The following is a 12473-nucleotide window of genomic DNA, read 5'->3' as shown; positions in this document are numbered from 1 at the left end:
CTGCGTCCCTTCGCTTCGCTACGGGCAACCTGCGGTGCTCGGTTCAGGCGGGGTCTCGCTAAACTCGCCTTCGGCTCAAACAACGCGATCCCTGATCCGCCTGAACCTCCGCTCCTCGGCGCATCCACAAGGGGTGGGGACGAGGAATACCAAATCCAAATACTGAAAACCACAAGGACTCGCCGTGGCGAGTCCTTGTTTGTATTTGTCTTCTTTGTTTTTGGTGTTTGGTTCCCGCTCCCGATTGCCCCGTCCTGGCTGGGCCGAGGAGCGCAGAGACAAGCGGATCAGGGCCGGCGTTGTCTGAGCCGAAGGCGAGTTTAGCCGGACCCCGCTTGGCTCGAGCACCGCAGGTTGCCCGAAGCGAAGCGTAGGGACCCAGACTGCGGGTCGCCTTTCTTTTGCTTACTTTTCTTTGGCGAAGCAAAGAAAAGTGAGTTGCTGCCGGCAACCCCGGCCCCGGAATCCAAACCAACATCAGCGCCCAGAACACCCAAAGAACTAAAGCCCGTCCACCACATTCCGAACCCCGGGCGGCTGCCCAACAAGAGACAGCAAGAAATCGATATCAGCCGGCTTGACCACATGATGATCAAACCCAGCCCGTTGCGACCGTTGCCGACTCTCAGCCTCCCCATACCCCGTCAAGGCAATCAACAGAGCATCTTTGGATTCAGGCCGGCTGCGCAATTGGCGAGCGACTTCAAACCCGTCCATGCCGGGCAGGCCGATGTCGAGGATGAGCACGTCGGGCCCGAACTCCTGGGCCACCGTGAGCGCCGCCGCGCCGTCGTTCGCGATCCTCACCACATAGCCTTCGAGTTCCAGCAAAACTTTCAGCGTGTCCGCCGAAGCTGGCAAGTCGTCGACGACCAGGACTTTGCGGGAGGCGGCCGGCGCCGGCCTCGCGGCTTTCGGCGCTACGGCGGCGGGAAGGGCCGCTCCCTGTGCTGCAAGCTTGGCCGGGAAGGACACGGTGATGCGGCTTCCCTTGCCGCGGCCTTCGCTGTAGGCCTCGACCGTTCCCTGGTGCAGCTCCACCAGGTGCTTGACGAGCGTGAGGCCTATGCCCAGCCCGCCCTGGGCGCGGTCCAGCGCCTGGTCGCCCTGGGCGAACAGGTCGAAGATGTGCGGCAGGAATTCGGCGTCTATGCCCTGGCCGGTGTCGGAGACGGTGATAAAAATGCTGTCGCCCTTCAGCGATGCGTCCAGGGTGATCGTTCCTTGCGGGTCGGTGAACTTGGAGGCGTTGTTGAGCAGGTTGGACAGCACCTGGGACAGGCGCACCAGGTCGCCCCGCAGGACCAAGGCCTCGTCCGGGAGCTTGACCGTGAGCGACTGCTGCCTCGCGGCCAGCAAGGGGTTGCTGGCTTCGACGGCGCGCTCGCACAGGGTGGCGAGCAGCAGCGGCTCCATGTGGACGGTCACCTTGCCGCGCACGATGCGCGACACGTCGAGCAAGTCGTCGACCAACCGGGACATGTGGTCGACCTGGCGTGCGATCACGTCGCGCGCCCAGGCCACCGTCGGGTCGGCCACCTGGGCCCCGTTGATGATGTGGACCGCGTTGCGTATCGGCGCCAGCGGGTTGCGCAACTCGTGCGCCAGCATCGCGAGGAACTCGTTCTTGCGGCGGTCGGCCTCCTGCACCAGCGTGTAGAGCCTGGCGTTTTCCATGGCGATGGAGGCCCGGCCCACGACCTCGCTTAGCAGCGCGGCGTCGGCCTGCGCGAAACCGCCGGCCTTGCCGAAAATGATGAGCGCGCCCAGCATCTGTTCACCGGCGACCAGCGGGCAGACTGCCATTTCTTCGTGGTCCGGCGGCAGCTCCGGCCAGTCAGGCGGCGGCGCGGACGAAGCCGGCGCCGCGCAGAGTTCGGTCGCGGGCAGGAACTGGATGTCGCGCGAAAGCATGGCGCCGCGGACCACCGCCGCCATGGCCGGGCTCAGCTCGCGGTGGCATTCCAGCAAGACCGGGCCCAAGGTGGGGTCGGCCTCGCCGATGATCTTGAGGCAGCGGCAGTGCAGTTCGCCGTGGTCGTCCAGCAAGGAAACGGCGGCCATGGAGCCCAGGCCCGGCACGGCGATGTCGGCCAGAGCATGGGCGGTGGCGTCGATGTTGAGCGACATGGACAGGCGCTGGCTGGCCTCGGCCAGATAGGCGGCGCGGCGCGTGGCCTCTTCCGCGGCGCTGCGGGCCGCTTCGGCCCGCGCCAGCGCCTCGCGCTCGACGGCCTGCTGCTGCAGCTGGCGGTGCATGCGGTGCAGCTCCACGAACACCTTGACCTTGGAGCGCAGCACGCCGGGCACGACGGGGGTCGAGATGTAGTCGACCGCGCCCAGCTCGTAACCCTTGGCGGCCTGCATCTCGTCCACGTAGGCCGTGATGAAGAGGATGGGCGTCTGCGCGGTCTTTTTGTACTGCCGGATCAGGCTGGCGGTTTCCAGCCCGTCGATGTCGGGCATGTTGACGTCGAGCAGGATGACGGCGAAGTCCATCTGCAGGATCAGGCGAAGCGCCTCGCGGCCCGAACGGGCGCTGACCAGGTTCTGCCCCAGTTCCTCGAGGATGCTGCCCATGACGACGTGCTTTTCAGGCAGGTCGTCGACGATCAGGATGTTGACGGGATCGGGATTGAGCATGGTGGCCGGCTCCTGCGGCATGAGGACAGCGCTCATCGGGGCAACCAGGCACGCAGCACGGCCAGCAGGTTTTCGGTGTTGACCGGCTTGGACAGGTAGTCCCAGGCGCCGGCCTCTATGCATTTCTCGCGGTCGCCCTTCATGGCCTTGGCCGTGACGGCGATCATGGGCAGGCTCTTGCCGGCCGGCAGCTTGCGGATCTCCTGCATGGTGACCAGGCCGTCCATGACCGGCATCATGATGTCCATCAGCACCACGCTGAGCTGCGGGTCGGAGGCGACCTTGGCGATGGCGTCGTGGCCGTTGTCGGCCCAGACGATGTCCATGCCCTCCTCTTCGAGCACGGTGGCCAGGGCAAAGATGTTGCGCATGTCGTCGTCGACGATCAGCACCCTTTTACCCGCCAGCGATTTGTTGGCGTCGTGCAGGGCCCTCAGGGTGCCGCGCTGCTTTTCGGTCATGCGCGCCTCCGTCAGGTGCAGGGCATGCATGGCCTGGTCCAGCACCCGCGGGATGGACCTGGCCTCGCGGAACAGGAAGCCGTCGCGGGACTGCCAGGCCGGCTGGTGCAGCGCATCGATGGGCCCTTCACGCCAGACCACCACGGGCAGCGGCCCGAGCGCCCGGCGTTCCGGCGCGGCGCGGCGCATGCCTTCGAAGCCCTCGGTCAGGGAGGCATCGTCGGTGACGACACATTCAAAACGGGCGAAGTCTTCAGCTTTGACGCCGGCCAGCGAGGCCACGGCGGTGCACTGCACATGGCTGTGCTGCAGCATGCCGGTAACCTCGCCGCGCAGGACATCGTCCTTCAGGGCGACCAGCATATGCCGGACCGAGCGCGACACATAGCGGTGCAGCTGCTCCAGCATCTCGTCGAGCACTTCCTTGGACGGGATCGGTTTTTCGATGAAGGCCATGGCGCCCGAGCGGTAGGCACGGTCCTTGGAGTCGTCGGTGGAGATGACGCAGACCGGGATGTGCCGGACGCCGGCGTCCTGCTTGATGCGCTCGAGCACGCGCCAACCTTCCATGTCCGGCAGGTGCATGTCCAGCGTGATGGCCGAGGGCTTGTACTCGGCCGCCAGCGTCAGCGCGCCGGCGCCCAACGGGGTCACCAGGCCCTTGAAGCCCTTGGCGCGGGCCGCGTCGAGCAGGAAGCCGGCGAAGGCCAGGTCGTTTTCCACGATCAGCAGCACGAAGTCGCCGGGCTGTATGGCGTGCCGGTCGTCGGCTGCTTCGTTGGCCAGGGCGCTGGCGTCCACCACCAGGGCGGTTTCATCAAAAGCGGGCTCCAGCTTCTCGAAGCCCAGCCGGCTAATGGGCGCGCTGGCTTCGATGCGCTGTTCGGCGCTGCCGCCGGGCTTGCGCGCGCCGCGCGGCGAGGCGTAGACCAGCGGCAGGTAAAGCACAAAGCTGCTGCCCTCGCCGGGTGCGCTGGACAGGCGGATTTCGCCGCCCAGCAGGCGAGAAAGCTCGCGGCTGATGGCCAGGCCCAGGCCGGTGCCGCCGTATTTGCGGGAGGTAGAGCCGTCGGCCTGCTGGAAGGCTTCAAAGATGATCTGCTGCTTGTCGGCGGAAATGCCGATGCCGGTATCGGTGACGGAAAACGCCAGCACCTGCTGGGCGCGGTTGAGTTCCTCGTTGTCCGGGCTCCAGCCGGTGAAGGCTTCCTCGATGGCCAGGGCCACATGGCCCTGGTGCGTGAACTTGAAGGCGTTGGACAGCAGGTTCTTGAGGATCTGCTGCAGGCGCTTGACGTCGGTCACCATGGACACCGGCAGCTGCAGGCCGGTGGTGATCAGGAAATCCACGCTCTTGGCCTCAGCGACGTGGCGGAAGGTGCGCTCGACGTACATCTGCAGGTCGGACAGACGCAACTCATTGACGTCCACCACCACCGTGCCCGACTCGATCTTGGACAGGTCCAGGATGTCGTTGATCAGCATCAGCAAATCGTTGCCGGATGAATGAATGGTCTTGGAGAACTCGACCTGCCTGGCTGTCAGGTTGCCTTCCGAGTTCTTGCACAGCTGGTCGGACAGGATCAAGAGGCTGTTGAGCGGCGTGCGCAGCTCGTGCGACATGTTCGCCAGGAACTCGGACTTGTACTTGGAGGTCAGCGAAAGCTGCTTGGCTTTTTCTTCGAGCGCCTGGCGGGCCTGCTCGACCTCCTGGTTCTTGCGCTCCACCTCGTCGTTCTGCTGGACCAGCAGGTGGGCTTTTTCCTGCAGCTCCTCGTTGGTCTGCTGCAGTTCTTCCTGCCGGCTTTGCAGCTCCTGCGCCAGGGACTGCGACTGGGTCAGCAGGTCCTCGGTGCGCATATTGGCTTCGATCGTGTTGATCACGATGCCGATACTTTCCGTGAGCTGGTCCAGGAAGGCCTGGTGCGTGGGGTTGAAGCGCTCGACCGAGGCCAGCTCGACCACGCCCCGAACCTGGCCCTCGAAGATGATGGGCAGCACCAGGATGTCCATGGGCGCCACCTCGGTGAGGCCGGAGGATATCTTGAGGCCCTGCGGCAGCGAGGAGGTCAGCAATATCTTCTGCTTGTCGAAAGCGCACTGGCCTATCAGGCCCTGGCCCAGGTCGATTTCCTTGCCGTAAGCGCCCTGCCCGTCCGAGGCATAACTCGCCATCAGGCGCAGGCGCGGCCTTTCATGCGTGTAGCTCAGCACATAAAACTCGGCCTGCTGGGCACCCACCACGGGCGCGAGCTCCGAGAGGATCAGGTGGCCCACGGCCACCAGGTCTTTCTGGCCCTGCAGCATGCGGCTGAACTTGGCCAGGTTGGTCTTGAGCCAGTCCTGCTCGGTGTTGACCTGGGTGGTGTCCTTGAGATTGCGGATCATTTCATTGATCGTGTCTTTCAGTGCGGCCACCTCGCCCAGCGCTTCCACGGTGATGGAACGCGTCAGGTCGCCCTGCGTCACGGCCGTCGCCACCTCGGCAATGGCGCGCACCTGGGTCGTCAGGTTGGCGGCCAGCTGGTTGACGTTTTCGGTCAGGCCCTTCCAGGTGCCGGCCGCGCCCGGCACCTTGGCCTGGCCGCCCAGCTTGCCTTCAACACCCACCTCGCGCGCCACCGAGGTCACCTGGTCGGCGAAGGTGGCCAGCGTATCGGTCATGCCGTTGATGGTGTCGGCCAAAGCGGCGATCTCGCCCTTGGCCTCCACGGTCAGCTTGCGTTCCAGGTCGCCGTTGGCCACGGCCGTCACCACGCGCGCAATGCCGCGCACCTGGCTGGTCAGGTTGCCGGCCATGAAGTTCACGTTGTCGGTCAGGTCCTTCCAGGTGCCGGCCACACCCTGCACATCGGCCTGGCCGCCCAGCTTGCCTTCGGTTCCCACTTCGCGCGCCACCCGCGTCACTTCGGACGCGAAGGACCGCAGCTGGTCCACCATGGTGTTGATGGTGGCCTTAAGTTCGAGGATTTCGCCCTTCACGTCCACCGTGATCTTTTTGGACAGGTCGCCGGCCGCCACGGCCTTGGTCACGTCGGCAATGTTGCGCACCTGGGACGTCAGGTTGCCGGCCATGAAGTTCACGTTGTCGGTCAAATCCTTCCAGGTGCCGGCAACGCCCTGCACGTCGGCCTGGCCGCCCAGCTTGCCTTCGGTGCCCACTTCGCGCGCCACACGCGTCACCTCGGAAGCAAAGGATCGCAGCTGGTCCACCATGGTGTTGATGGTGTTCTTGAGCTCGAGAATCTCGCCTTTCACGTCCACCGTGATCTTTTTTGACAAGTCACCGGCAGCCACAGCCGTCGTCACCTCGGCGATGTTGCGCACCTGTGCGGTCAGGTTGGAGCCCATGGAGTTCACGGAATCCGTCAAGTCCTTCCAGGTACCCGCCACACCCTGCACATCGGCCTGCCCGCCCAGCTTGCCTTCGGTGCCCACCTCGCGTGCGACACGCGTCACTTCGGAGGCGAAAGACCGCAGCTGGTCCACCATGGTGTTGATGGTATTTTTGAGCTCCAGGATTTCGCCCTTCACGTCCACCGTGATCTTCTTGGACAGGTCGCCGGCCGCCACGGCGGTCGTCACCTCGGCGATGTTGCGCACCTGGCCTGTGAGGTTGGAGCCCATGGAGTTCACGGAATCCGTCAAGTCCTTCCAGGTACCGGCCACGCCCTGCACGTCGGCCTGACCGCCCAGCTTGCCTTCGGTGCCCACCTCGCGCGCCACCCGCGTCACCTCGGACGCGAAGGAGCGCAGTTGGTCGACCATGGTGTTGATGGTGGCCTTGAGCTCCAGGATTTCGCCCTTCACGTCCACGGTGATCTTTTTGGACAGGTCGCCGGCGGCCACGGCCTTGGTCACCTCGGCGATGTTGCGCACCTGGCCCGTGAGGTTGGACCCCATGGAATTCACCGAATCGGTCAAGTCTTTCCAGGTGCCGGCAACGCCCTGCACGTCGGCCTGGCCGCCCAGCTTGCCTTCGGTGCCCACTTCGCGCGCCACGCGCGTCACTTCGGAAGCGAACGAGGACAGCTGGTCCACCATGGTGTTGATGGTGTTCTTGAGTTCCAGGATTTCGCCCTTCACGTCCACTGTGATCTTTTTGGACAGGTCGCCGGCCGCCACGGCCGTCGTCACCTCGGCGATGTTGCGTACCTGGCCGGTCAGGTTGGAGCCCATCGAGTTGACCGAGTCGGTCAGATCCTTCCAGGTGCCGGCCACGCCCTGCACGTCGGCCTGGCCGCCCAGTTTTCCTTCGGTACCCACCTCGCGCGCAACCCGCGTCACCTCGGAAGCGAACGAGGAAAGCTGGTCCACCATGGTGTTGATGGTGTTCTTGAGTTCGAGAATCTCGCCTTTCACGTCCACCGTGATCTTCTTGGACAGGTCACCGGCGGCCACGGCCTTGGTCACGTCGGCGATGTTGCGCACCTGGGATGTCAGGTTGCCGGCCATGAAGTTCACGTTGTCGGTCAGGTCTTTCCAGGTGCCGGCCACGCCCTGCACGTCGGCCTGGCCGCCCAGCTTGCCTTCGGTACCCACTTCGCGCGCCACACGCGTCACCTCGGACGCAAAGGACCGCAGCTGGTCCACCATGGTGTTGATGGTGTTTTTAAGTTCGAGAATCTCGCCCTTCACGTCCACCGTGATCTTCTTGGACAGGTCACCGGCCGCCACGGCCGTCGTCACCTCGGCGATGTTGCGCACCTGCGCCGTGAGGTTGGAGCCCATGGAGTTGACCGAGTCGGTCAAGTCCTTCCAGGTGCCGGCCACGCCTTGCACGTCGGCCTGGCCGCCCAGCTTGCCTTCGGTGCCCACTTCGCGCGCCACACGCGTCACCTCGGCCGAGAAGGTACCGAGCTGCTCCACCATCTTGTTGATGATCATCGCGGTGCGCAGGAACTCGCCTTCCAGCGCCCTGCCTTCGGCCTCCAGCGCCATGCTCTTGGACAGGTCGCCCTGGGCCACGGCGCCGATCACGCGGGCCACTTCACTGGTCGGGTGGACCAGGTCGGCGATCAGCGAATTGATGGACTCCGCAGAGTCGCGCCAGAAACCCGTGGCGTCAGGCACAAAGGCCCGTTCCTTGAGCCGGCCTTGCTTGCCGACCACGCGGCTCAGGCGTTCAAGCTCGCGCGCCATGCGCACGTTTTCCGAGACCACGTCGTTGAAGGCATCTGCGACCTTGCCGGGCACGCCGGTCCAGTCTTGCGGCAGGGATGCGCGCGCGTCGCCTTTCTTCAGGTCGGTCAATGCGGTCAGCACCACCTTGGTCTGCTCCGTCACCGTGTCGGCTTCGTCGAGCACGGTGTTGATGGCCATCGCGTTCTGCAGCCAGAAGCCCGAGAGTTTTTCCTCGGGCAGGCGCCGGCTGGCGCGTGTTGACAGGCGGGACTTGGATGCCAGGCCTTTGCAGCGGCTGGTGGTCGCCGTCGTCATGGCCGACAGCTGGTTGAATTCGGCGGCGATCTTTCCATAGATGCCATCCCACTCCGTCGGGAGTGTGACGCCGGATTCACCGCGCCTGAGCGCGCTCAAAGATTTGAGAATGGACTTCAATTCGGTGTCGCGCTCGATCACCGAAAGCTTGGCTAGAGCCTCCATATCATTCATCCTGTATTGGCGGTAACTTTTTGTAGAAACGGGTGCCGAGATTACTCGCGAAGATTCAGAATGACAACCAGATATCGCACTATTTACTTAACGGCGAAAACAATCTGCGGCGCGCCCGTCACAGCCTCACAACTGTAGGCTTTGGCTTACATAAATTCTTTTTTGGCCGCTGTATATTTTGTAGTTACGCCTTGAAAATATCGCAGCGAGATGTGTTCGTTGCGCGGCGTGGGCCCTGCAGGTTTGGCTGCAGTTTTCGTGAACCTTTTCATTGGCACCAGCACCATGAGCGCTCAGTCCAGCAGCACGGCGGAACAGGCAAGCGGATTGCAACGATGCGAGGCGGAAGCGGCGCATTACGCGCTCCTGCGGCGGCTGGCCCCGGTGATACGCCACAACATGGCGGGGACATTGCAGCCCATCGCCATGGTGGCGGCAATGCTGGAGCGGCGCCTGCAAAAAGCCGACCCTGACCCGGAAGCGCTGCTCAAGAACGCGCGCGACATCGTGGCGCTGTCCAAAGAGGCGGCCGCCTCCTGCGCTGATTTGATGAGTTGGCTCGCGCCCAAGGACAACCGGCCGGTCAAGGCCGATGCAGGCATCGCGGAATGCGTGGGCATGGTGGTGACACAACTCTCGTTCAGGGGTTTTTCGGTGGTCAACAGCAGCGGCAGCATTGCCGCGCGACTTCCCCAATCGGCACTGCGCAATGTGCTGACCGCCTCGCTCATAGGCCTGGCCGATGCGGCTGCCGTGCCCGGCAAGCTGCTCATCAGCGCCGGGTTCGCGGAGGATGTCCTTTCGGTACACATCGAACTGAAAGTGCCCGAGGTCCCCGAGCCTGTGCGCGTGGTGGACAAACCCCCTTACCGCCTGCTGGAGTGGGACGATGTGCAAGCCCTGGCCCGGCAGGAATCCGTCCGCCTGACACGCGGGGAAAACCGGCTCACGCTGCAGTTCGAAGCTTCCGCCGCGAACGATCCGGAGGCGCTGGCGGAGACAGTGCAAGCTTGAGCGGCCCGCCGCCCTCCCCGTTCATTTCCCTTTCGCTTCACGCTTGCGGCGATTGCATGTAGGACGAGGGAGCATCCGCGAAGAAGGCCTTGTTTGCGCTGGCAAACTGGAACCATGAATTCTTTTCGACGACGTCTTGGGCGCCTTGTGCTGCTGTGCGGCCTGGTGATTTGCGCCGCCCCTTTCGCCACTTTCCCGGCTGCCGCGCAGGCACCCGCCGCGAGCGCGGAATCCGGCGCGCCGGCCCTGCTCGAAAAACACGCGGCGCTGGCCGGGCAGCTTGCGCAGAATGCCTACCGCAGGCCGCTGTTCCTGGAATCATCCGAAGGCGCCAATGCGGTGACCGGCAGCGCCTACGCCGTGCTGAATTCGCCTTTTGCCACGGTCAGCGCCGCCTTCAAAAGCCCCAGGCGCTGGTGCGAGATGCTGATATTGCATATCAACACCAAGTACTGCCACGCCAGTTCCGACGACAGCCCGAGCACGCTGAACATGAACATCGGGAAAAAAACCGAGCAGGAACTGGGAGATGCCTTTGCGCTTCAGTTCAAGTACCAGCTGGCCGCCAGTTCGCCCGACTACCTCGCGGCGAACCTGAGGTCGGACAAGGGCCCCTTGGGCACCAAAGATTACCGCATCGAACTGCAGGCTGTGCCGCTTCCGGACGGCAAGACCTTTATGCACCTGCGTTATTCCTACGGCTACGGCGTCGCCAGCCGCCTGGCCATGCAGGGCTACCTGGCCACGGCCGGCAGCGGCAAGGTCGGTTTCACGCGGGTGCAACGCGGCTCAACCGCCGGGTATGTCGACGGCATGCGCGGCACCGTGGAGCGCAACACCATGCGCTATTACCTGGCCATTGAAGCCTACCTGGCCTCACTCGACAAGCCGCCGGCGCAGCAACTCGAGGCGCGGCTGCAGCACTGGTTCGACGCGACCGAGCAGTACGCGCGCCAGCTCCATGAGGTGGACAAGGAAAGCTACCTGGTCATGAAGCGCGCCGAATACCAGCGCCAGCAGGCATCCTGACTTCCTCTAGGTGGCTTGCGGCGGCACATTGATGCCGGGTTCTCGAATGGGAAGCGTGGGTTCCGGCGGCGGGGGATCGGTGATCTCGGGCGGCGTGCCGGGCTCAGGGGGAATGATCAGCGGCGGAACCTCGTTCGGCACGTGAATGCCCGGTGTTCCGGGTGGAGGCTGGGGAACGGGAACGTGAAGATGCAGGGGCATAAAAATTTCCTTGGATTCCGTGAATTTCCTTGAGTCGAGGGCCCCGCCCCGGCCTCATTTCAGCCGGAACGAGCGCAAGGGCTGGAGCCGGCCGCGCAGCCGCGAGCGAAGGACCAGCATGGCCAGCGCGCCGGCCGCGGCGGCCAGCAAGGCCGACTGGCAAGGCCGGGCCGCGACATGGGCACCGACGGCCCGGGTGAATGAAGAGCTGGTGCGGCCGCCGTTGCGGGCAAAGGTGGGAGCCTGGCCGGACAGCGGCCGCGGCATCGCGGCGCCGTTGCCCTGCCCTTCCACCAGCACCGCCTCTTCCGCCGTCTGGAAAACGCCGTCGTCAAGCCGCCGCGGTCTGGTATCGAGAGGCTGAGCGGTGGGCGTGCTCATGGTCCGGTCCTGGTGGATGCGGTGTTTTCGGCTTACGCGGACTGCAGCGTGGAGGCCCTGGAGTCGTCGTTCGCCGCGGGGTCCAGCTTGCGGCTCTGGGTCAGGCAATAGGCCAGCAGGCAATCAATTTCCGTGGACTTGTCAAAGACCGCGTCCACGCCCAGTTCGGCGCAGCGCATGCGCATCTCGCGCGTGGCGTAGTTGCTGAACACCACGATCTTCTGGGCGGGTTTTCGGTCGCGGCAGGCCTCGAGGATCCTGAGGCCGCTGCCCTGTTTGAGGAACAGGTCGACGATGGCCAGGTCCCACTGGGCGGCGTGGTGCGTCAGCCATTCGGCGCCCTCGTCTTCGGTCTCGCAGGTGCCGACGGCTTCAACCGGAGCCAGTTCTTCCAGCGTGCTGAGCAGGTTGTCGCGGATGGTGGGATTGTCCTCAACGAGGTAGGTTCGCATTTTCATGATGTGTGCCAATCCGCAACAGCGGCAAATAGGGATGGAATGTTCATCAATTTACGCGGCAGGTTCACGCCTTGATGCCGGAAGGTTGAGCGTGCCCATGTAGGAGAAAGGCCAACCGGCGCGCAAAAGCCTGAGCGAACACCGGTGTTCGCGGGCAGTAAGCGTCGTCTTACGCAAGGAGCAGAAAGGCCTTACACCGCCCACCGGCATCGGGCTACCACCCCGGCGCCCAGGCGCCCCTATCGTCCATGCAGCACCTGATGACGAAGCACCTGATGACGATTCACCCACCACAGGAAACCACCACCATGAAGCTGATGGCCGGACTTTTGACAGGCATGGCCGCGGGGCTGCTGACCGCCTGGCGAATTCATGCCAATCCCCGCGATATCGACCTGCTCCACGCCTTCCTGACGGTGCTGGTCTGCGCGGCGGGCCTGTTCCTGGTGTCCATGGCCTTGCCGGACAGCATCGCGGAAATCCTGCAGGAGTTCATGGCCTGGTGCCTGGCCGGCACGGTCGCCGCGCTGGGCCTGCTGGCCTCGGTGAAGGTCCTGGAAGGCCTGCTCGACAACTGATCGCCACGCGGGAGCGCTTCCCGGTGTTTCGCCCTTACGTCCTGTAACCGCCCGTGGCCCCAAGCCCCAGGCGGAGTTTTTTTTATAACAAGGAT

At 64.3% G+C, this 12473-nt stretch carries 8 protein-coding genes; 3 read left to right on the top strand and 5 right to left on the bottom strand.

Annotated elements, in window-relative coordinates:
- Positions 1–501 precede the first annotated feature (501 nt).
- Both AC1D1F_RS15955 and AC1D1F_RS15950 read right to left on the bottom strand, forming a co-directional pair.
- A complete protein-coding gene (locus AC1D1F_RS15955; protein ID WP_477700773.1) occupies positions 502–2679 on the bottom strand; it encodes a response regulator in 2178 nt (725 codons plus the stop codon).
- On the bottom strand, positions 2676–8708 hold the full coding sequence (locus AC1D1F_RS15950) for a HAMP domain-containing protein (protein WP_477700772.1): 6033 nt from the start codon (positions 8706–8708) through the stop codon (positions 2676–2678). The genes AC1D1F_RS15955 and AC1D1F_RS15950 overlap by 4 nt, the downstream gene beginning before the upstream one ends.
- 294 nt (positions 8709–9002) lie before the next feature.
- On the opposite strand from AC1D1F_RS15950, the gene AC1D1F_RS15945 reads away from it, so the two are divergent.
- Together AC1D1F_RS15945 and AC1D1F_RS15940 are read left to right on the top strand one after the other, a co-directional pair.
- The gene (locus AC1D1F_RS15945; RefSeq protein ID WP_477697453.1) at positions 9003–9731 is read left to right on the top strand and encodes a hypothetical protein; all 729 of its coding nucleotides are present in this window, start codon (positions 9003–9005) and stop codon (positions 9729–9731) included.
- Positions 9732–9845: 114 nt separating this feature from the next.
- Positions 9846–10760, top strand: a complete 915-nt coding sequence (locus AC1D1F_RS15940; RefSeq protein WP_477697454.1) for a hypothetical protein — start codon at positions 9846–9848, stop codon at positions 10758–10760.
- 6 nt (positions 10761–10766) lie between these two features.
- On the opposite strand, the gene AC1D1F_RS15935 is transcribed toward AC1D1F_RS15940, so the two are convergent.
- The 3 genes from AC1D1F_RS15935 to AC1D1F_RS15925 are packed head-to-tail and all read right to left on the bottom strand — an operon-like array spanning position 10767 to position 11800.
- Positions 10767–10961 (bottom strand): hypothetical protein, encoded by a 195-nt coding sequence (locus AC1D1F_RS15935; RefSeq protein ID WP_477677549.1) that lies wholly within the window; start codon positions 10959–10961, stop codon positions 10767–10769.
- Between the two features lie 54 nt (positions 10962–11015).
- Entirely contained in the window at positions 11016–11342 is a 327-nt protein-coding gene (locus AC1D1F_RS15930; RefSeq protein ID WP_477677548.1) for a hypothetical protein, read from the bottom strand.
- 32 nt (positions 11343–11374) lie between these two features.
- Positions 11375–11800, bottom strand: a complete 426-nt coding sequence (locus AC1D1F_RS15925) for a response regulator (RefSeq protein ID WP_477684285.1) — start codon at positions 11798–11800, stop codon at positions 11375–11377.
- Positions 11801–12060: 260 nt separating this feature from the next.
- On the opposite strand from AC1D1F_RS15925, the gene AC1D1F_RS15920 reads away from it, so the two are divergent.
- The gene (locus AC1D1F_RS15920) at positions 12061–12378 is read left to right on the top strand and encodes a hypothetical protein (protein ID WP_477677546.1); all 318 of its coding nucleotides are present in this window, start codon (positions 12061–12063) and stop codon (positions 12376–12378) included.
- Positions 12379–12473: the final 95 nt, after the last annotated feature.

Source organism: Polaromonas sp. P1_H6 (genome assembly GCF_056405195.1).
This window is presented reverse-complemented; position numbering and strand designations above follow the sequence as displayed.

Bases quoted from the DNA above. Each gene is read 5' to 3' on its own strand.
- AC1D1F_RS15955 (WP_477700773.1), bottom strand. From the start codon at position 2,679: ATGAGCGCTGTCCTCATGCCGCAGGAGCCGGCCACCATGCTCAATCCC.
- AC1D1F_RS15950 (WP_477700772.1), bottom strand. From the start codon at position 8,708: ATGGAGGCTCTAGCCAAGCTTTCGGTGATCGAGCGCGACACCGAATTG.
- AC1D1F_RS15945 (WP_477697453.1), top strand. From the start codon at position 9,003: ATGAGCGCTCAGTCCAGCAGCACGGCGGAACAGGCAAGCGGATTGCAA.
- AC1D1F_RS15940 (WP_477697454.1), top strand. From the start codon at position 9,846: ATGAATTCTTTTCGACGACGTCTTGGGCGCCTTGTGCTGCTGTGCGGC.
- AC1D1F_RS15935 (WP_477677549.1), bottom strand. From the start codon at position 10,961: ATGCCCCTGCATCTTCACGTTCCCGTTCCCCAGCCTCCACCCGGAACA.
- AC1D1F_RS15930 (WP_477677548.1), bottom strand. From the start codon at position 11,342: ATGAGCACGCCCACCGCTCAGCCTCTCGATACCAGACCGCGGCGGCTT.
- AC1D1F_RS15925 (WP_477684285.1), bottom strand. From the start codon at position 11,800: ATGAAAATGCGAACCTACCTCGTTGAGGACAATCCCACCATCCGCGAC.
- AC1D1F_RS15920 (WP_477677546.1), top strand. From the start codon at position 12,061: ATGACGAAGCACCTGATGACGATTCACCCACCACAGGAAACCACCACC.